This window comes from Macrococcus sp. PK, assembly GCF_022501545.1.
Classification (GTDB): domain Bacteria; phylum Bacillota; class Bacilli; order Staphylococcales; family Staphylococcaceae; genus Macrococcoides; species Macrococcoides epidermidis.
The window spans coordinates 67,139-88,466 of sequence record NZ_JAEPRF010000007.1 but is presented as its reverse complement, the minus strand read 5'-3'; the positions used below and the strand labels follow the sequence as shown (position 1 = coordinate 88,466).

The following is a 21,328-nucleotide window of genomic DNA, read 5'->3' as shown; positions in this document are numbered from 1 at the left end:
TCTATGTCACCCTCTCCCCCCTGCGAATAGTTTCAGTTTTAACAATAGAATTTATTATTGTTGTTAGTTCGTCATTACTTAAAGGTGGTTGATTACTCATATTCCAGTGTTCAATCAGTGCCACCGTGACTTTCAAAGGTACGTATCTTCTTAAAAGTAAGCCAACCAATGATGTACAAGCTGAATTACGACCTGCACCCTCTGATATTTGACCATAAGCAATATCCCAATGACTATCGTCTTTTCGCTTATATGTTGTGCCTAGCGTAAAATCTGTTGTTTCTGCATCCTTATATGCATCAAGTCCATTAATTAATTTATCGGTATCAAGTGGATATGTTTCTTGATATTCAAATATAAACTCACTCTTTTCAGATTTAAGCACTGTACGAGCCATACAACGACTCCAGTCATAAGCATTTTCATCGGCTTTGATTTGTAGTTGATCTTCAAAAAAATTAATCGCTGGTTTATACCATTCTTTTGAAATTGGTTTACTCAACGGAATGATTAACCGATAACGTGGTGCAGTTGGTACATGATTATGTGTTGAGTAGATAATATAACTAAACCCGAACATATTCTTGATGTCATCAACAATAGTTGTATCTGCTGGTAAATCATCTACATCAATACATATTGCATGACGTTCAATTACGTTATCATCGTTACGCTGGGCATCTTTCATTTTTGCTATTAAATACGTTGTATTACTGAATTTGTCGCTAGAAACGACTGTATGGCGTAAATACTGCACCAACTGATTAAATGTAATATCTTCAGTGCGTAAATGTGTATGTGCTTTCTGATTTTTATATACATTCAAAGTCATTTTTGGTATACTTTTTATATCGGATATATTATTCATATTTTAAATACTTCTCCATATCATATATAATAGAGAAAGGACTGATTAATAAATCAGTCGTTCCCTGCTGGTACTTCATCACTCGCCAAAGTGTTTAATTGTGAAGTATCGGCTTTTTCTTTGCAAAATTCCTCATTTAATCGTTCAATATCTTTTTCAATATCAGATACTACTGTACTAGTCACGTAAACGTCTCTCTGTTGTTCAATTAAGTATCTTCTTGTAATTGGGTTTTCTTTTATCCAATCCTGGTCAATCATTGTCTCAAGTTCGCTTAAATGATTAAAAACCTGGTCAGATAATGCATTTACTTTTAGTTCCAGCATCTCAATTTGAGTTTGTAAGTCTCTTAGATCCATCTAAAACACCTCTTTATCTAATTCTTCATCAGTAAGTTCCGGATGCTCGTCACCTAATTCACCACGCCATAAATCTCCATTAGTGATACGGTATTCATAATTCGATAACGCTTTTTCAAAATCTTCAATAACACCATTTACATAATTTGTAGTGAGTCTATCACATTGATTTTCAATAGAAGATTGAGCGATTTTAAGTCTATTTAAAGTTGACTTGAACCCTTTGTGTACTTGTAAGAATGTTAGGTTATCCATCTCTTCCATGTATTGCTTTAATTGTTCGCTGTATGTCTTTTCCATCTTATTCAACCTCCATCAATTTATTAGTTGTTTTAACCTGGATAATGAATGCATTATCACGTAATAAATCTAATTCAAATTTTAATTCTGCAATATCTTCCTTAGATGTGATTGTGTTTAAATCATTCTCGCTTAACTTTTCTAACTCGTTTGATAATTCCTTAACTGTATTGATTAATTCTTTAGTGTTTTTCATAATTATTTCTCTCCTTTTAAATTTTCATATTTTATTAATTCTACTGATCCGATTATGACTACACCAATCAAAACAAAGTAAAAAGCAAATTGCATTTTGATAATGTCATCAGTCATATTAAAGATGATGAACATAGTTACTAGCAAATAAGCGACAAGTTTTAATATTAGTTTCATATCAACTCACCATACTTTCACTATTGAATAGTTCATCAATAGTCATATCGAATAATTTAGCTAACTTCTGACATTCTTCTAAAGTGAATGATGCTTTTTTTGATTCTTTCAAACCATATCGGCCTTGCGAAATTCCGATTCTTTTTACAACTTCTCGTTGACTCATATTCTTCTCCATTCGAGCAATCCAAAGTTTATAATGTTTCATAATAGTAGCACCTCCTCCTAGTATCTTTTTAAGATACTTACGTATTATTTTTAAGAAGTATCTTTTTAAGATACCTCTTGATTTGATTCTACCACGAATATATTAATCGTTTCAAGTGCAAATATATCTTTTTAAGATACTATATATTGTATTATTACACTTACTATATAAAATGTGTATCTTTTTAAGAAACTTTTTTATCTAATTTACAAAATAAATGATATATTTAAATAGGAAGGTGATAAAATGACATTTGGTGAAAGATTAAAAGAATTAAGGGTTAAAAAAGGATGGACACAAGAACAATTAGGTGAAAAAATTGGAGTTCAAAAAGCAGCTATTAACAAATATGAAAAAGGGTTGATAAAAAATCCTAAAGACAAAACAATTAACAAACTTGCTAAATTATTTAACGTTTCGCCTTCATATATACGAGGATACGAGGATGAAAAATTAAATGTAGGATATTTATATTTCGATATACTATTAAAAAAGTATTCAGAAAATACACAAGAGGGAAAAGCATTAAGATATTTTAACAAAGATCAAAGAGAAAAAATGCTTATATCACAGATTGATAATATCTTAAAAAGCCAACATATTCAAAAAGAGTACCAAGATTTAAAATCAATGGCAGATAAATTGGAATTAGCAGAAATGGTAAATGATTACTTTTCTGATATATATATGAATGAAGTTAAAACTAATAATAATTTAACAGATTTAGTTTTGTCTGAATTATATGGTATAGAAGAATTAGCAAATAATTATAATATATATAAAACTAAAAGAAATTTTGAGAACAATGATTTAGATATTATCGGTAGCGTTAAAGAAATTGAGTTGGGCATTGATTCATCGTTACAGGAAAAAATATTATTATTAACTAGTCAAATTATTTCTGAAATCGAAAAATTAAAAAAAGATTTAGCAGATAATCCTTCACGAAAGGGTCTATCAATAGTAATAAAAGACAAATATTATCAGACGATAAACTATAAAATAATTAATGAAATAAAAACTGATGAAGAAATTAACATGGAAATAGAAGATATGATAAATACAATAAAAAACAAAGGTGACTAGCCTATGCATGATCTAAAAATCTCACATAACATTCATAAGGATGAAAAGCGTGGTACTTACTACTTCCGACTTAAATATTATGATGTGACTGGTAAGCGTAAAGAGATTTCAAGAAGTGGCTTTAAGATGCGTAAGGATGCAGTACAAGAATGTAATAGGTATATTGATGAATTAGAGGGCATTGGTAAGATAAATAAGCTACCCTTTGACGAGTTAGCCAATGAATATCTTGAATGGTATTCTGCTAGACGTAAAGCATCCAGCATCAAAGCACTTAAAACACATTTAAATAATCACTTGCTGCCATTCTTTAATAAGGCTGATGTATTTGAGATAGATACTAAACTCATTATGAAGTTTCAGAATAAGAAGTTAAAAGAGGGCTATAGTGGTGAGTTCCTAAAGAAGATGCATGTATTCTTGGTACAGATATTGAACCATGCTATCACCTATCACGGACTAGAGAAGAATGTAGCATCATTGGTTGGTAACTTTGAGATTGAGTCACACAAAAGATTAAAATACTGGACTCTTGACCAATTCAATATATTTATTGATGCTGTACCATCATTACAACATAGAATGTTCTTCTCACTTCTCTATTGGACTGGATGTCGTAAGGGTGAATGTAGAGCATTGACATGGAATGATATTAATTGGAATGAGGGTTATATCCATATTGATAAGACGGACTATCACGGGACAATTACAACGACTAAAACAAAGGCATCAACTCGTGATGTGTATCTTCCTGACCATGTAATGCAAGAATTAAAGCAGTACCAGGAATGGTATAAGCAACATAACGTATATAAAGACTTCTATGTTTTGTTTGGTACATTTACAAAGCCATTTAGTGAGTCCACTATTGATAGATGGTATAAGACTGTACTCGACTCATTAGGTGATGATATACCACGTATCGTACTTCATGAGTTCAGACACTCACACGCTAGTTTATTAATTAATAATGGTGCTAGTCCAATGATAGTTGCATCTAGGCTTGGTCATTCATCTACTGTAGAGGTAACTACCCGATACGGTCACCTATACCCGTCTACTCAAAAAGAGATAATGCATCTCATGGATAAAAATAGAATTAATAAATTTGATATTGAATACTTTTCAGAATGGAATTTTATAATTAGTGATGTTCAAAATTATGCAGTTGTTCTTGCTGGTGATAATCTAACGATAAAAGAAGATAATAAACCAGTAGCCAAATATCATTTCACACTTGAAGATGGTAAGCCAAATATTAAATATGCTACTGTATTCAAAGAGGGTTTAAAGACTAAATTTGATAACAGTAAAAAAACTATCAATTTAGAGAGCTAATCGTTCCCCCAAATTTGATTAAAACTTATAATTTATACGATATATAGGTATTGTACTATGTATCGAAAACGTTATTATATCAGTGCTTTGAGCATTTTCTAATTACTATCAATATTGTGATAATCGACTCCCGCCGTCTCCATACATAAAGAAGAGCTTATGCCTTAAGGGGTATAAGCTTTTTTATATATTAAATAGAATTTGATTACTTCATTAATTCTTTGCACTGGAAAATATTTATTACTTGCACAACAAAAAAACTACCGAATTTCTCCGGTAGTTAGTATTTCTCTTTCATCGCACGATCCATTTCACGTTTCGCTTCTTTTGCTTTCAATGCATGTCGTTTATCGTAGTCTTTCTTACCTTTGGCAAGTCCTACAAGCATCTTACAGTAACCATTCTTAATATATAACTTAAGTGGCACTAACGCATAACCCTGCTCACGTGTCTGACCAAACAATTTATCGATTTGTTTACGTTTCATAAGCAGTTTACGTGTTCTCAAAGGATCATGATTAAATCGATTTCCTTCTTCATACGGTGCGATATGCATGTTATACACATACATTTCACCGTTATACACTCTTGCGTAAGAATCTTTTAAGTTCGCACTGCCGCGTCTTATCGATTTAATTTCTGTCCCTTGTAACACAATTCCCGCTTCAAATGTTTCTTCAATGGTATAATCATGACTTGCTTTTCTATTTTGTGCTAATGTCTTTCCGTCACCTTTTGGCATAACTTCACCTCTATTTCTTTTTGCCTCTACCTGCATTTTTCACTGCTTTGGATTTATAGAATGGTTTCTTTCCACCATTTTTCTTCGCTGCTTTACTAAACTTTTCGCCAGCCGCTTTACCGCGACCTTTTTTACGTGGTTTTTGGTTATTATTGTTACCACCACTTTTACGTTCAGCTTTAATCTTAACTTCACGTATTTTACTTTCAATTTTAGCCATGTCCATACCAACTATCGCAAAATCAATCATGCGTTCATCAACATTTACATTCACGACTTTTACTTTTACTTTTTGACCGATTTTAAACACTTTACCATGACGTTCACCAATCATCGCCATATGACGTTCATCAAAGTGGTAATAATCATCTGTCATATTAGAGTTATGTACCATACCTTCGATTGTATTCTCAAGTTCTACAAACATACCAAAGTTAGCAACAGAGCTAATAATACCCTCAAACTCTTCACCTAAATGTTGAATCATATATTCTGCTTTTTTCAGATCATCTGTATCACGTTCTGCATCAATCGCACGGCGTTCACGTTTAGAAGTATGTTCACTGATATCAACAAGCTTGTCTTCCCATAATGCTTTTTGTTCTTCATTCATTGAATGTTCGATTAAGTATTTGCGGATTAATCTATGAACAATTAAGTCCGGATAACGTCTGATTGGTGATGTAAAGTGTGTATAGTATTCAGCAGAAAGTCCAAAATGTCCTAAATTCTGTTCAGAGTATTTCGCTTGCTGCATTGAACGTAACATAAGTGTAGAGATAACTAATTCCTCTGGTTTATCTTTAATTTCTTTACCGATATTCTGAAGCGTTTTTGGATGAATATTTTCAGTACCGCCTTTAACGATTAAACCGAAATTTGTAATGAATTCAAAGAATCGCTTTAATCTGTCTGCTTTCGGTTCTTCATGGACTCGATAAATAAATGGTACTTTTAATTTTGCAAAGTGTTCGGCTACGGTTTCATTGGCCATTAGCATAAATGATTCAATTAATCGTTCACCTAATCCGCGCTCGCGAATTACAACTTCTTTAGGCACACCTACTTCATCTACTAAAATCTTAGCTTCTTTAAGGTCGAAATCAATTTCTCCACGATTTACACGCATTTGTTTTAATATATCAGCTAAATCTTTCGCGTGTATCAACATTTCATGAATATGTTTATACTCATGTATTAAGATTTCATCATTATGCTCTAATATCTGATTGACAGCATCATACGTCATTCTTTCATCAGAATGAATAACACTTTGATAAATTTTATGATTTACAACACGTCCTGTATGATCGATTTCCATCTCACAGCTTAACGTCAATCGATCGACTTTAGGATTTAAGGAACAGATTCCATTACTTAATCGGTGTGGAATCATAGGTATTACGCGATCGACTAAATAGACACTCGTCCCACGCTCAAATGCATCCTGATCTAGCATTGATCCTTCAGTAACATAGTGACTGACGTCAGCAATTGAAACGATTAATTTATAATTGCCATTTTCTAACTTTTCTACACTAATCGCATCATCTAAATCTTTGGCATCAGCACCGTCAATTGTAATGGTTAATACGTCACGTAAATCTACACGATCTTTATAATCGTGTGGTTCAATTTCATCCGGCACATTGTTTGCTTCTTCAATAGTTGCAGGATTGAAATCAATATTAATACCATGTGTATAGATAATGGATAATATATCTACACCAGGATCATTTTTATGTCCAAGGATTGCTTTAACCATACCTTCAGGATTGTTCGTGCCATCAGCATATTGTGTCAATTCCACTAATACTTTATGTCCTTCTACAGCACCAAGATTTTTACCTTTAGGAATAAAGATATCTTGTGTAATACGTTTATCATCCGGAAGCACAAACCCAAAATGTCTCGCTTCAGTATAGGTTCCGACAACTTGCGTTATCGCACGTTTCTGTATTGCTTTAACTTCACCTTCGTTACGCCCATCACTTGCTTTTGACACACTCACTAATACTGTATCGCCATCCATCGCTCTGTTGATCTTATTTGGCGGGATAAATACATCTTCTATCGCCTCATTTTCCGGACGAACGAAAGCGAATCCTTTTTTGTGCTGACTTAGAGTACCTTGTACTAAGTCACCCGGACTACCCGGTATATAGTATTTATCATTTTTAGTGCGATTGATCTTGCCTGACTGCTCAAGCGCTACTAAAGTTTTTACAAGTCCAGTAAAGGCATCTGCATCTTTTAAACCAAGATGTTTTTCTATATCTTCTACCGTAATTGCATTCCCTTTTAATGATTGTAAATATGCAATAACTTCTTCTTCAAATAGATGCATATATATTGCCTCCTTTTTAATTTGACCATTCAAGCTTTTCTAAAAATGCTAAAAAGTCATTAAACAATTGTTCTTTCTCAATATCTATTGTAACAACATGACCACTTTTCTCATACCAATGTATCTCTTTTTCTTCACTTTCAGATTCATTATATATAATATTCGCTGAATCAATATCTATCATTGTATCTAAACGTCCTTGTGCAACGAATAAAGGCGCATATACATTATCTAAAGTTGGTCTTATTTCAGCTAATGTCGTCTGTAATTCTTCAAGCATTGATGTTGGATGAAAGGCTGACATCTCGCTCTCAATTTGTTCAGGCGTCTTTCCTTCACGCTTTTTAAATTCACGTGCATATGCAAGCACACCATCAAACATATTCCCTGTCGTCTTTATATGCATTGGTGAACACATCGTCCCAACACCCATTACATCTCGATATTGACTCAATTTTAAACTAAATACGCCTCCCAGTGATACACCAGCTACTGCTATTTCCTCATATCCTTTTGATTTCAGGAAATCATAAGCTTCTATAACCTGACTCCACCAAACATGTGGACTGGACTGTAGCAGCTCCTCTGGAGGTACACCGTGTCCTTCATAATGCGGTGCATAACATGTATACCCTTGTTTCTGTAAAAAACGTCCTAATTGACGCACATCAGAAGAGTTTCCAGTAAAGCCATGTAATAACAACACTGCTCTTGGGCCTTCTTCAAAAAAGAATGGTTTAGGTAATTGAATTTTCATTTTCATCAAAAATATCTCCTTATATATTTATTGTATGTGTTTTAAGTACAAAATAAAAATAAAAAAGCCCGAACAATGTGTCCGGACCCCTTATTAAATACCAAAATAACCGATTGCAATTGTAATTAAGAAAAGTAAAACAGACGCAACAATAGTAATTCTATTTAAAATTAAATCAACACCACGTTGTTTTTGTTTTCCGAATAATTGTTCAGCTCCACCACTAATTGCTCCTGATAAGCCATTACTCTTACCTTCTTGTAATAACACAACAGTGATCAATACAAGACAATCAATAATTAGTAATACTGTAAGTAAAGTATTCATTGATGGTCCTCCTCAATTTCTAATAACTCATATTATATTAACATATTCACTTGTAAAAAGAAACATAAAGAAAAGGAACGTCGTCACGTTCCTTTTCGATGTATAGACTATAAAGTTATTATTTACTGATGTTGTAGAAAGAGTTTAATCCTTCAAATTTAGCAGTTTCAAATAATTCATCTTCAATACGTAATAATTGGTTGTATTTCGCAATACGGTCTGTACGTGATAATGAACCAGTTTTAATTTGACCTGCATTTGTAGCAACTGCGATATCAGCAATTGTAGTATCTTCAGTTTCACCAGAACGGTGAGAAACTACTGCAGTATAACCAGCTTTTTGAGCCATTTCGATTGCTTCAAATGTTTCAGTTAAAGTACCAATTTGGTTAACTTTGATTAAGATTGAGTTACCAACACCTTCGTTGATACCACGCTCTAAAATTTTAGTGTTCGTAACGAACAGGTCATCTCCAACTAATTGAACTTTATCTCCTAAACGTTCAGTTAAAGCTTTCCAACCGTCCCAGTCGTTTTCATCCATACCATCTTCGATAGAGATAATTGGATATTTATTAACTAATTCTTCTAAGTAATCTACTTGTTCAGCTGAAGTACGTTTCGCACCGCCTTCACCTTCGAACTTAGCATAATCATAAGTACCGTTTTCATAGAATTCAGATGAAGCACAGTCGAAACCTAAGAATACATCTTTACCTGGTTCAAGACCTGCTGCTTTAATTGCTTCTAAAATCGTTTCAACTGCATCTTCAGTACCTTCGAATGTTGGAGCGAATCCACCTTCGTCACCTACTGCAGTTACTAATCCACGAGATTTTAAAATTTTCGCTAAGTTATGGAAAATTTCTGCTCCCCAACGTAAAGCTTCTTTAAAGTTAGGTGCGCCAACTGGTAATACCATAAACTCCTGGAATGCGATAGGTGCGTCAGAGTGAGAACCACCGTTAACGATGTTCATCATAGGAACTGGTAATTGTGTACCGTTAAATCCACCTAAGTATTTGTATAAAGGCATACCTAAGTATTCAGCAGCTGCGCGCGCTACAGCGATTGAAACACCTAAAATAGCATTTGCACCTAATTTACCTTTGTTTTCTGTACCGTCTAAAGCGATCATCATTTTGTCGATAGATACTTGGTCTAAAACTGAAAAATCACCTTCGATGATTTCTGGAGCGATAATTTCATTAACGTTCTCAACAGCTTTTAATACACCTTTACCCATGTAACGGTCTTTATCACCATCGCGTAATTCAACAGCTTCATGTTCACCAGTAGAAGCACCAGAAGGTACTAATGCACGACCTAAAGCACCACTTTCTGTAAATACTTCAACTTCAATTGTAGGATTACCTCTTGAATCTAATACTTCGCGTGCATAAACATCTGTAATAATTGGCATGTGTAAAACTCCTTTGTTTGTTTTATTTTCTATTTTATTATTCCCGATTTGTCAGGAATAATCAATTAATTAAATTAATTTTAGTAATACTTTTAATCCAAGTGTGAATTACTTTTGAATTAATGATTCACCGGTCATTTCGACAGGCTTTTCAACACCTAATAAATCAATTAATGTTGGTGCTAAATCAGCTAAACGACCACCACTGCGCAGGGTAACATCTTCACGTGTTACAATTACTGGCACCGGATTAGTTGTATGCGCAGTCATAGGTGTTCCGTCGATTGTTAATACTTCATCTGAGTTGCCATGGTCAGCTGTAATTATTGCAGTGCCTCCCATTTCTATAATCTTATCAACGACAGCACCTAAACATTCATCGACTGCTTCTATAGCTTTAATTGTAGGTTCAAGCATCCCTGAGTGACCTACCATATCAGGATTGGCAAAGTTTAATAAAATTAAATCCAAATCACCTTTATTAAGTTCTGCAAGCAATGCATCTCGTACTTCGTATGCACTCATTTCAGGTTTCAAATCATATGTTGCAACTTTTGGTGAGTCAATTAATACACGACGTTCTCCATCAAACGCTTCATTACGTCCACCACTCATGAAATATGTCACGTGTGGATACTTTTCAGTTTCTGCAATACGTAATTGTTTTAAGCCATTTTTACTTGCAACTTCACCAATGGTATTGACTAAATCCTCTTTAACAAACACAACATCAGCTTTCACTTGATCATTATACTTAGTAAATGTTACAAATTTGATGCCGATTAATCGTTTATCCATTTTAAAACCATCAAATTCCTCATTCGTGTAGACTTCTGATAATTGTGCTGCACGGTCAGGTCTGAAGTTGAAGAAGATCATTGCATCTCCATCATTAACACCTGTATTTTCTGAACCAACTTCTTCGTCTTTTACTACGAATGGTACTACGAACTCATCGTTAACACCTTCAGCATAACTTGCTTCAACACCAGCTTTAGCTGTTTTGTATTCGACACCTTTACCGTATGTCATCGCATCATATGCTAACTGTTCACGATCCCAACGCTTATCTCTATCCATCGCATAATAACGACCTGAAACAGATGCAAATTGTCCAACACCAATTTCTTTAAATTGACGTTCAGTTTCCTCAATGAATTGTAATGCTGTTTGCTGACCAACATCACGACCATCTAAAAATGCATGAACATAAACTTTTTCAACACCTTGTTCTTTTGCAAGCTTTAATAATGCAAACAGATGTTTGTAATGACTGTGTACACCACCGTCAGATAATAATCCCATTAAGTGTAACGCTGAATCGTGTTCTTTTACATGTTTCAGCGCATCTAATAACACTTCATTTGTAAAGAAGTCACCATCTTGGATTGATTTATTGATACGTGTTAATGATTGATACACAATGCGGCCGGCACCAATGTTTAAATGGCCAACTTCTGAATTACCCATTTGTCCTTCTGGTAATCCTACATCAAGTCCACACGCCATTAATTGCTCATGTGGATATTTGTTGTAGTAACGATCAAAATTCGGTTTATTTGCTTGAGCTACTGCATTACCGAATGTCTCTTCTCGGCAAGCAAAGCCATCAAGTATGATTAAAGCAGTTGGGCTTTTCATTACTTAGCACCTTCTAACAATTTTACGAATGAATCTACTTCTAATGACGCTCCGCCTACTAACGCACCGTCAATATTTTCATTTGCCATGTATTCTTTAATGTTTTCAGGTTTAACAGAACCACCATATTGAATACGAACAGCTTGTGCTACTTCTGTATTGAAGTCTTTTTCAACAACTGAACGAACGAATTTACAAGATGACTCAGCATCTTCACTTGTAGCAGATTTACCAGTTCCAATTGCCCAGATTGGTTCATAAGCAATGACAGCAGATTTAACTTGTTCTTCAGTAAATCCTTTTAATGCGTTAGAAACTTGAGAACCAACACGAGCTTCAAATTGACCTGATTCACGTTCTTCATCTGTTTCACCACAGCAGATAATTGGCGTCATACCGTGTTTAAAAACAGCTAATGCTTTTTTATTTACATCTTCATCTGTTTCACCAAAGTACTCACGACGTTCAGAATGCCCTAAAACTACATACTTAACACCTAAGTCTTTTAAAGCAGCTGGTGAAGTTTCTCCAGTATATGCTCCATTATCTTCAAAATAACAGTTTTGCGCGCCGATATTTAAACCTTCAACGTTCGCACTTACTAATGCATCTAATTGAATTGCTGGTGCACAAATAACTGCATCAACGCTATCCGTGCTTGGTAAAGCAGGTAAATTAGCGACAAAATCTTTTGCTTCCTTAACTGTTTTGTTCATTTTCCAGTTTCCTGCGATAATTGGTTTTCTCATTTTAATAGCCACCTTTTTATTTTTCAGAGATTGATTTAATACCAGGTAGTTCTTTACCTTCTAAATATTCTAATGACGCTCCGCCACCTGTTGAAATATGTGTAAATTTATCTGCAAATCCAAGATCCATAGCAGCTGCAGCTGAATCTCCACCACCGATAATTGTAGTCGCACCATCTAAATGTGCAATCGCTTCACAAACACCGATTGTACCTTTAGCGAAGTTGCTCATTTCAAATACACCCATTGGTCCGTTCCAAACTACTGTTTTAGCGCCTTCTAATTCTTTTTTGAATAATTCAATCGTAGCTGGTCCAATATCTAACGATTGTAAATCTTGAGGAATTTCATCAACTGAAACAGTTGAAATTTCTCCATCATTTGAGAATTCTTTCGTTACAACTGCATCAACTGGTAATACAATCTTACCTTCTCCTCGTGCTAATAAATCATTCGCTAGTTCAATCTTATCTTCTTCTAATAATGATTGACCGATTTCTTTACCTTGAGCTTTTAAGAAAGTATAAGCCATACCTCCACCGATTAATACTTTATCAGCTACTTTTAATAAGTTTTCGATAACGCCAATTTTGTCAGAGACTTTCGCGCCACCTAAAATTGCTACAAATGGGCGCTCAGGATTTTCTACTACGCCACCGATGAATTTAATTTCTTTCTCCATCAGGAATCCAGCAGCAGTTTCTAAATGTGTAGCTACTCCTACGTTTGATGCATGCTCACGATGAGCTGTACCAAAAGCATCATTGACAAACACATCTCCTAAAGAAGCCCAGTACTTACCTAATTCAGGATCGTTTTTACTTTCTTTCTTACCATCTACATCTTCAAAACGTGTGTTTTCAAATAATAAAACATCTCCCGCAGCTAATGCATCAATTGCTGATTCTAATGCTTGTCCACGTGTTTCAGCTACAAATTTAACATCTTTTCCTAATAGTTCAGTTAATCGTGTTGCTACAGGTTGTAATGATAACTTCGCTTTATCCTCTTCTGCTTTCACTTTACCTAAGTGAGAGAATAAAATAACCTTACCACCTTGTTCAATAATATATTTAATAGTAGGTAATGCTTCTACGATACGATTATCATTAGTAATCGCACCATCTTTCATAGGTACGTTAAAATCTGCACGTACTAAAACCTTTTTATCTTTTAAGTCTAAATCTGAAACAATTTTTTTAACCATCTTTGTGGCCTCCTATAAAATATTAGTGTTTACGATGTTAATTATAACAATGAACCCCTAATAATAAAATAAGCAGGAGAAGCGAAATCTTCCCCCGCTTACGCGTGAATAAAATGTTATTTAGATTGTGCTTGTTCAGCTAAGAATTCTAAAGTACGTACTAATTGAGCAGTATAACTCATTTCGTTATCGTACCAAGCTACTGTTTTAACCATTTGGTGTTCACCAACAGTCATTACACGTGTTTGTGTTGCATCGAATAATGAACCATAAGTAATACCGATAATATCAGAAGAAACGATTTCATCTTCAGTGTAACCGAATGATTCGTTAGAAGCAGCTTTCATTGCAGCGTTAACTTCTTCAACTGAAACTTCTTTTTCTAAAATTGTAGTTAACTCAGTTACAGAGCCAGTTGGAACTGGAACACGTTGTGCTGATCCATCTAATTTACCTTTTAATTCTGGAATTACTAAACCGATTGCTTTTGCAGCACCTGTTGAGTTAGGTACGATGTTGTTTGCTGCTGCACGTGCACGACGGAAGTCACCTTTAGCATGTGGTGCATCTAATGTATTTTGGTCACCTGTGAATGCGTGAACTGTCATCATTAATCCTTCGATAATTCCGAATTCATCGTTTAATACTTTAGCCATTGGTGCTAAACAGTTAGTCGTACATGAAGCACCTGAAACGATTTCTTCTGAACCGTCTAATACGTCATGGTTAACGTTGTACACTACAGTTTTTAAGTCACCTTTTGCCGGTGCTGAAATTAATACTTTTTTAGCACCTGCTTCGATATGCGCTTGTGCTTTTTCTTTATCAGTGAAGAAACCAGTACATTCTAAAACAACATCGATTCCAAGTTCGCCCCATGGTAATTCAGCAGGGTTTGGATTTTCGAATGATTTGATTTCGCGACCGTTTACACGGAATCCACCTTCAATTACTTCTACTTCTTCTTTGAAACGACCTTGCGTTGTATCATATTTTAATAAATGCGCTAACATTTTATCGTCTGTTAAATCGTTAACTGCTACTACTTCAATACCTTCTACTTCTTGTAATCTTCTGAATGCTAAACGTCCAATTCTACCAAATCCGTTAATTGCTACTTTTACTGCCATGAGTAATGGCCTCCTTTGTATATCATATATATTTTATTAGGGGATACCCCTAAGTGAATCCAATTCTTTTAACACATTAATCAAATACACAATTTGTATACTTTCACTAATTATTTCACGTTATACAACATAATTTAATTATAACCATAAAAGTCATTAAAACAAAAATATTACGCATATAACTTAAATTATGTAACTGGTAAAGTCTGTTGTTTAATTTGTTTCACCAGCCAATGCGCTACAGTTGAATCAATAATTAAAATCGTATGTTTGGGTGCAACATTTAAATATGCTTCAATCGCATATTGTTTAGTACTTCCACCTGCAACTGCGATAATTTTCATAGATTCATTTAAATCTTCTAGTTGAATACCGACCGTTCTAACTTTATGGACGACTTCACCAGCTGCATCAAAGTAATAACCGAATGCTTCTGCGACAGCATTCTTTTGTTTTAAAATTTCGAAATCATTACTAGATGAATGTCTACGCTTTGCCATCTTCATCGCATCCCCGATACCATGAATTAAAATGTTTGCATTTTTAATATGGTCGAGTACCCGCTTTACAGATGGTTCATTGACAAGTGTATTATATGCTTCTTCACTTACCTGGTCAGGTACATATAATACTTCAAATTGACATTTCCCGTGTTCAGCCATTTGCTGAACAATTGCATTCGCTTGAAAAGACAAGTCTTCACCTAATCCACCTCGGGCAGGTGTGAAGATAACGCGTTTATTGAGCGGTTTTAACTGATTCGCTACGCTTAGCATCGTTGAACCACCAGTTACAGATACGATATCACCGTTAATCACTAATCTTTGTAAAACATTACTAGCTGCTTCACCAAGTCTGTTCTTAACAACTTCATCAGTATCTACATTACCATTCACTACAATCACTTCTTCTAAACCATAATATTGTTTGATTTGTTGAGATAAACTTTCTAATGCTGCATAACCTTCCATTAGAGATTGAAGATCTGCAAGTACGTCTATCCCTTCATCAGTAATTGTCATACCTTTAGATGAAATATTAACTAAACCTTGTACTTTCAATAAATCAATCTCAGTTCGGAGTACTCTTTCAGTAATCAAAAGTATATCACTTAAAGATCTACGACCAATCGGCTGATGAAGATGAATCGTATCTAAGATTAAATAACGGCGATACATCTTTTCAATTAAATCGGGAATCAGTAATTGTTGAACCTTTAATAAATGATTCATATGACTCCTCCTTTAATCGATAACAATTAGTTGGACTAAATACGACCCACATGGGTCAAAAATTAACTAACGTTACAAAGCAATAATAGCAAGACTAAAAAAGTTTTGCAAGTAATTAGAAAACTTAAAAACGTTTACATTTTATATTATTTTAATTTATTTATATTTACTTTGAAAATAATCAATAATTGTTACAAAATCGACATTACCTTCCTGTATTGTTGCACCAGTATCTTTATCGATCAACACAGGTACACTTAAACAATATAATTCATTAAGCTTATCATCTTGCTGAATATTAACTTCAGTCACTTTAATATCGATATCTTCCTTTGCAAATGAAATCTGAAACTTTGCATCATCACATAAATTACAGTTTGGTTGTGTATAAAAAATAATATGTTCCATAATGACCTACCTTTATATTTTAATAAGCGTCTTTTATTGTTATTTAATGTTTATTATTTAATATTCATTTTTTCGATTCATTTTTTATTATTTATTATTTGTATATTAATAAACCTCATAGCACTTCACTATCAATATGTAATATCTACTATTATAATGAATAACAAGTAAATTAAAAAATTTTATAATACAGTTTCAAATCTTTGACTATATTTGACGTTATAGTGTATATTATTTTTAACAGTAAACAAGGAGGCAATAAATTATGAATTTAATTCCAACAGTTATCGAATCAACTAACAGAGGTGAGCGTGCTTATGACATTTATTCTCGCTTACTTAAAGATAGAATCATTATGCTAGGATCTGCTATTGATGATAATGTAGCAAATTCAATTATTTCTCAGTTATTATTCTTACAAGCACAGGACGCTGAGAAAGACATCTACCTATACATCAATTCACCAGGTGGAAGTGTCACTGCTGGTATGGCAATCTATGATACGATGCAACATATTAAACCAGATGTTCAAACGATTTGTATTGGCATGGCTGCATCAATGGGTTCATTCTTATTAGCAGCAGGTGCAAAAGGGAAACGTTTTGCATTACCTAATGCAGAAGTAATGATTCATCAACCTTTAGGCGGTGCGCAAGGTCAAGCAACTGAAATTGAAATTGCAGCACGTCATATTTTAAAAACACGTGAAAAACTGAATCGTATTCTTTCTGAACGTACAGGTCAACCTGTTGAAAAAATTGAAAAAGATACTGATCGAGATAATTTCTTATCTGCTGATGAAGCTAAAGAATATGGATTAATTGATGAAGTTATGCATCCTATTGATGAGAAGAAATAATCAGAATATAGGTACAGATTATTAACTGAATAAATTATTTATACTAAGCACTTAGACATTTGTATGTCTAAGTGCTTTTTCATTTTTACGTGAATCTATTTATTATATTAAAATAATAAATAGATTAAAAAGATTAACACAAATAGTAATTTACAAAACTTTTACACAATCACACTCATTTATTTACAAAGTTTTGATAAATTTAGATTGCATTAAAAAACTATTAACTTTTTGGAGGATTATCATGAAGAAAATCAACAAAGTATTAGCTACAACTTTAACTGCTGGTTTATTAGCAACTTCTCTGCCAGTAACTGATGCATCACACACTGCAAAGGCTGCAACAAAAGTATGTAAGCCAAGTTCAACACCTAAAAACGTTATCTTTATGATCGGAGACGGAATGGGTCCATCTTTCGTTGCTGCTCATAGATATATGCGTGACAATGCTGCTACTAAGAAGTTAGACAGAATTTCATTTGATGACTATTTATTAGGTGCTCAAACTACAATTGCAGATGATGAACATCAAAATATTACGGATTCTGCTTCTGCTGCAACAGCAATGAGTGCTGGTGTTAAAACTTACAATAGTGCAATCGCAGTAGACGTTAATAAGAAAGAAGTTAAAACAGTATTAGAGCAAGCTAAAGCAAAAGGTAAATCAACTGGTTTAGTTGCAACAAGTGAAGTAACACATGCAACTCCAGCTGCATTTGGTGCGCATGATGAGTCTCGTAAAAACATGGCTGCAATCGCTGATGACTACTTTGATGAAATGATTAACAAACAACACAAAGTTGATGTTATCTTAGGCGGCGGAAGAGATTATTTCGAACGTGAAGATCGTAACTTAATTAAAGAATTCCAAAAAGATGGATACAAATTCGTATCAAACAAAAAATGGTTAAAGAAAGTTTCAAGTAACTCTAAGCAAAAGAAAGTTATCGGTTTATTCTCTCCTGGTGGAATGCCAAAAATGATTGACCGTGATAAAAATATGCCATCATTAAAAGATATGACAAATACAGCACTTAAAAAATTAGGTTCTAACAAAAAAGGATTCTTCTTAATGGTAGAAGGTTCTCAAATTGACTGGGCTGGTCATGCAAATGATATCACTGGTGCAATGAGTGAAATGCAAGATTTCGATGCTGCATTCCAGGAAGCAATTAAATACGCTAAAACTGACTGTAATACATTAGTAATCGCAACAGCTGACCACTCTACTGGTGGTTTATCAATGGGACAAGGTGGAGAATATAACTTCTTCGTAGATCCAATCAAAAAGATGAAACATACACCTGAATATTTACGTGCTCAAATGATGAAAGATGGCGCTGACATCGATGCTATCATTAAAGACAATATCGGTTTCGAATTAGAAGCTGAAGAAATTCAAGCTATTAAAGATGCAGTAGCTTCTAAAGAAGCTGTGAAGATTGAAGACGCTATCGAAAAACCTGTAAACAAAAGAAGTTTTACTGGTTGGACAACTGGCGGACACACTGGTGAAGACGTATACATTTACGGATATGGACCAGGAAGTGAACAATGGCGCGGTAGCATGGATAATACAGATAACGCGAAACGCATCTTCAAATTCTTCAAATAGTCAACTTATTTAAAGAATATCCAGGCATAAATTGTGTCTGGATATATTTTTTTATACTTAAATCAGAAGGAGTTTTAAAATGAAATCCCTATCTACATTATTCTTATCTACTACACTTTTGTTAACTGCATGTAATGCAGATCATTCCTCTCAAGTTAAAAAAGAAACGTCTACAGAAAGTACTACTGATACAAAATCAAATAAAGATAAGTCTAGCAATTCAGCAAATAAAAACATTAAACCTTATACAGAGCAGCAAACTAAAAAAGTATTTGGTTCCGTTGAAAAATTAAGACCAGGAAAAATAAAAAAATATCCGGTTAAAGGTGTAGAATCAAAAACCATTAGTAAAGTGATCAAAGTTAAAGATAATGACACAATCATCTATTCAGAAGATACAGGGCACGGAATTCCAACGATACCTGCAGGTGAAAACCATGAATTTACGGCTATTTCTGAAGTAACATATAAGGATCTAAAAATGTATATGCTGCAGGATGGTCGCTTTATTACTGCTGATCCAAAGCATGTTGAAATTGTTAGTAGCGATAAATCAGCACATTTTTATCCAAAGTTTGAAATGCACGAAGAAGATTATAAATATTTAGATACGCTAAATAAAAATGATAAAGATTATATAGCTTATGAGAATTATGCAAAAAAATTCGGCGCAACGCAATACGACAGTAAACGTGAATTATTAATGTTTACAGCAATTCATCAGGTTAATAATGAAACAGAAGGAAGTTTTGTAATAGAAGATACTCCTTTTAAATCATTTGAAGACTTCAAAAGTTCCAAATAGGAATCTTTACAATTTGTTAATATGAAATTTACTGCTTATAAATAAATCCTTTACATTATACTGATATATTAAAGCTATCAAATATTAGGAGGATTTATCCACATGGTTAATTTCAAGTCAATTGCAGCATCAACTTTAATCGCAACAACAGTAGCTTCAACAGTAATCCCTTTCAATGCACCAACTGCTGACGCAGCGACAGCAAAGAAAGCAACTTGTTCTAAAACACCTAAAAATGTAATCTTATTGATTGGTGATGGTATGGGGATTTCACAACTAGGTGCTTACCGCTACTACAAAGACAATGAAAAAACACCTGGTTTAGACAAAATTTTCTTTGATCAATATTTAGTAGGTTCTCAATTAACAATCAGTGACGATGAAAAATTAAACATCACTGATTCAGGTGCTGCTGGTTCTGCATTAGCAACAGGTGTAAGAACTTACAATGGGGCAATTTCAGTTGATAAAAACAAAAAACCTGTTGAAACTGTATTAGAAGCTTATAAAAAAGCAGGTCGTTCAACTGGTTTAGTTGCAACAAGTGAGTTAACACACGCAACACCTGCAGTATTTGCTGCGCATAATGAATCTCGTAAAAATGAAATGGATATTGCTAAGCAAATGTCTCGTACTGTAAAAGTAGGAAAATACAAACGCCCAATCGTTGATGTCATGCTTGGTGGGGGTGTTGATTTCTTCAAACAAAAAGATGAAAACGGTAAAGTGACTTTAGACTTAGTAAAAACTTTAGAAAAACGTTCTAAATTTAAATACGTTACAACACGTGATGCAATGTTAAAAGAAAAAGCATCTAAATCAAGTCGTTTAATTGGTTTATTCGCTCCATCTGCAATGAGTAAAGACATCGATCGTCCAGCTGAAGAGCCTTCTTTAAAAGAAATGACAGATACTGCAATCAGCAAGTTATCTAAAAACAAAAAAGGTTTCTTCTTAATGGTAGAAGGGTCTCAACCTGACTGGTCAGGTCATGCTAATGACTTAACTGGTATGATGAGTGAAATTGCTGCTTTCGATAAAGCATACCAATCAGCTGTAAATTATGCTAAAAAAGATTGTAATACATTAGTGATTGCTTTAGCTGACCACGCTACTGGTGGTTTATCAGTAGGTACAGGTGATAAATATGAATTCCATCCAAAAATAGTTAACAATATGAAGATGACTGCTGAAGGTTTAACAGCTAAATTAATTGAAGACGGGGCTAATATTGAAAAATTAATCTCTGATAACATCAAATTTGAAGATTTATCTGCTGAAGAGCGTCAAGCAATCGTCAATGCTGCAACAGCAAAAGACGAAACAGCAACATTAAAAGCAATCAATAAAGTTGTAGACGTTCGTGCAAATGCTGGATGGGGATCATTAGTTCATACTGGTGAAGAAATCCATGTTTACGCATATGGCCCAGGTAAAGAGAAATTTGCAGGTGTTCAACATAATATCCAAAATGCAACGAACATCAAATCTTTCTTAAAGAAATAATAATAGAACGAATGAAACCGGATGAGCAACATTGCTCATCCGGTTTATT

Annotated in this window: 22 protein-coding genes and 1 pseudogene; 6 read left to right on the top strand and 17 right to left on the bottom strand. The window is 34.0% G+C overall.

Annotated features, from left to right (window positions below; translation table 11 throughout):
• Position 1: 1 nt before the first annotated feature.
• The 6 genes from JJJ02_RS06065 to JJJ02_RS06040 are packed head-to-tail and all read right to left on the bottom strand — an operon-like array spanning position 2 to position 2,107.
• A complete protein-coding gene (locus tag JJJ02_RS06065) occupies positions 2–868 on the bottom strand; it encodes a primase alpha helix C-terminal domain-containing protein (protein ID WP_240837985.1) in 867 nt (288 codons plus the stop codon).
• A gap of 53 nt (positions 869–921) precedes the next feature.
• Positions 922–1,227, bottom strand: a complete 306-nt coding sequence (locus JJJ02_RS06060) for a hypothetical protein (protein ID WP_240837983.1) — start codon at positions 1,225–1,227, stop codon at positions 922–924.
• Entirely contained in the window at positions 1,228–1,527 is a 300-nt protein-coding gene (locus JJJ02_RS06055) for a hypothetical protein (protein WP_240837981.1), read from the bottom strand.
• A 1-nt stretch (position 1,528) separates the two neighbouring features.
• On the bottom strand, positions 1,529–1,723 hold the full coding sequence (locus JJJ02_RS06050; RefSeq protein WP_240837980.1) for a hypothetical protein: 195 nt from the start codon (positions 1,721–1,723) through the stop codon (positions 1,529–1,531).
• A gap of 2 nt (positions 1,724–1,725) precedes the next feature.
• Positions 1,726–1,899 carry a hypothetical protein gene (locus JJJ02_RS06045; RefSeq protein WP_240837978.1) on the bottom strand — a complete coding sequence of 58 codons (174 nt, stop codon included), beginning with the start codon at positions 1,897–1,899 and terminating at the stop codon, positions 1,726–1,728.
• 1 nt (position 1,900) lies between these two features.
• Positions 1,901–2,107 (bottom strand): helix-turn-helix transcriptional regulator, encoded by a 207-nt coding sequence (locus JJJ02_RS06040; RefSeq protein ID WP_240837976.1) that lies wholly within the window; start codon positions 2,105–2,107, stop codon positions 1,901–1,903.
• Between the two features lie 246 nt (positions 2,108–2,353).
• Between JJJ02_RS06040 and JJJ02_RS06035 the strand changes: the two genes are divergently transcribed.
• The gene (locus JJJ02_RS06035) at positions 2,354–3,193 is read left to right on the top strand and encodes a helix-turn-helix domain-containing protein (RefSeq protein WP_240837974.1); all 840 of its coding nucleotides are present in this window, start codon (positions 2,354–2,356) and stop codon (positions 3,191–3,193) included.
• 3 nt (positions 3,194–3,196) lie between these two features.
• Positions 3,197–4,279 (top strand): annotated as a pseudogene (locus tag JJJ02_RS06030) (site-specific integrase); the annotation flags it as partial.
• Positions 4,280–4,811: 532 nt separating this feature from the next.
• Here JJJ02_RS06030 and smpB read toward each other — a convergent pair.
• The 11 genes from smpB to JJJ02_RS05975 all read right to left on the bottom strand — a co-directional run bounded on the left by smpB (position 4,812) and on the right by JJJ02_RS05975 (position 16,494).
• Positions 4,812–5,273 carry an SsrA-binding protein SmpB gene (gene smpB / locus JJJ02_RS06025; RefSeq protein ID WP_099580384.1) on the bottom strand — a complete coding sequence of 154 codons (462 nt, stop codon included), beginning with the start codon at positions 5,271–5,273 and terminating at the stop codon, positions 4,812–4,814.
• A gap of 10 nt (positions 5,274–5,283) precedes the next feature.
• The gene (rnr, locus tag JJJ02_RS06020) at positions 5,284–7,620 is read right to left on the bottom strand and encodes a ribonuclease R (protein WP_239242320.1); all 2,337 of its coding nucleotides are present in this window, start codon (positions 7,618–7,620) and stop codon (positions 5,284–5,286) included.
• A gap of 16 nt (positions 7,621–7,636) precedes the next feature.
• Positions 7,637–8,377, bottom strand: coding sequence for an alpha/beta hydrolase (locus JJJ02_RS06015; RefSeq protein WP_111715497.1), 741 nt, complete (start codon positions 8,375–8,377; stop codon positions 7,637–7,639).
• A 93-nt stretch (positions 8,378–8,470) separates the two neighbouring features.
• Complete coding sequence (secG, locus tag JJJ02_RS06010; RefSeq protein ID WP_096077071.1) at positions 8,471–8,704, bottom strand: preprotein translocase subunit SecG; 234 nt, start codon at positions 8,702–8,704, stop codon at positions 8,471–8,473.
• Between the two features lie 118 nt (positions 8,705–8,822).
• Positions 8,823–10,127: a surface-displayed alpha-enolase gene (eno, locus tag JJJ02_RS06005; protein WP_096077072.1), complete on the bottom strand. Its 1,305-nt coding sequence runs from the start codon at positions 10,125–10,127 to the stop codon at positions 8,823–8,825.
• A gap of 108 nt (positions 10,128–10,235) precedes the next feature.
• Positions 10,236–11,768 carry a 2,3-bisphosphoglycerate-independent phosphoglycerate mutase gene (gpmI, locus tag JJJ02_RS06000; protein WP_239242321.1) on the bottom strand — a complete coding sequence of 511 codons (1,533 nt, stop codon included), beginning with the start codon at positions 11,766–11,768 and terminating at the stop codon, positions 10,236–10,238.
• Entirely contained in the window at positions 11,768–12,517 is a 750-nt protein-coding gene (gene tpiA, locus JJJ02_RS05995) for a triose-phosphate isomerase (protein WP_099580378.1), read from the bottom strand. The genes gpmI and tpiA overlap by 1 nt, the downstream gene beginning before the upstream one ends.
• 16 nt (positions 12,518–12,533) lie before the next feature.
• The gene (locus JJJ02_RS05990; RefSeq protein ID WP_111714315.1) at positions 12,534–13,724 is read right to left on the bottom strand and encodes a phosphoglycerate kinase; all 1,191 of its coding nucleotides are present in this window, start codon (positions 13,722–13,724) and stop codon (positions 12,534–12,536) included.
• A gap of 116 nt (positions 13,725–13,840) precedes the next feature.
• Positions 13,841–14,854: a type I glyceraldehyde-3-phosphate dehydrogenase gene (gene gap / locus JJJ02_RS05985; protein ID WP_111714314.1), complete on the bottom strand. Its 1,014-nt coding sequence runs from the start codon at positions 14,852–14,854 to the stop codon at positions 13,841–13,843.
• 188 nt (positions 14,855–15,042) lie between these two features.
• Positions 15,043–16,086: a sugar-binding transcriptional regulator gene (locus JJJ02_RS05980; RefSeq protein ID WP_111714313.1), complete on the bottom strand. Its 1,044-nt coding sequence runs from the start codon at positions 16,084–16,086 to the stop codon at positions 15,043–15,045.
• A 156-nt stretch (positions 16,087–16,242) separates the two neighbouring features.
• Complete coding sequence (locus tag JJJ02_RS05975; RefSeq protein ID WP_240837972.1) at positions 16,243–16,494, bottom strand: glutaredoxin family protein; 252 nt, start codon at positions 16,492–16,494, stop codon at positions 16,243–16,245.
• Between the two features lie 265 nt (positions 16,495–16,759).
• Here JJJ02_RS05975 and clpP point away from each other — a divergent pair, with 265 nt between their 5' ends.
• The 4 genes from clpP to JJJ02_RS05955 all read left to right on the top strand — a co-directional run bounded on the left by clpP (position 16,760) and on the right by JJJ02_RS05955 (position 21,279).
• Positions 16,760–17,353: an ATP-dependent Clp endopeptidase proteolytic subunit ClpP gene (clpP, locus tag JJJ02_RS05970; protein WP_099580368.1), complete on the top strand. Its 594-nt coding sequence runs from the start codon at positions 16,760–16,762 to the stop codon at positions 17,351–17,353.
• Between the two features lie 244 nt (positions 17,354–17,597).
• The gene (locus JJJ02_RS05965) at positions 17,598–18,968 is read left to right on the top strand and encodes an alkaline phosphatase (protein ID WP_111714311.1); all 1,371 of its coding nucleotides are present in this window, start codon (positions 17,598–17,600) and stop codon (positions 18,966–18,968) included.
• Between the two features lie 79 nt (positions 18,969–19,047).
• Positions 19,048–19,773, top strand: a complete 726-nt coding sequence (locus JJJ02_RS05960; RefSeq protein WP_240837971.1) for a hypothetical protein — start codon at positions 19,048–19,050, stop codon at positions 19,771–19,773.
• Positions 19,774–19,875: 102 nt separating this feature from the next.
• A complete protein-coding gene (locus JJJ02_RS05955; RefSeq protein ID WP_240837969.1) occupies positions 19,876–21,279 on the top strand; it encodes an alkaline phosphatase in 1,404 nt (467 codons plus the stop codon).
• The last annotated feature ends 49 nt before the right edge of the window (positions 21,280–21,328 follow it).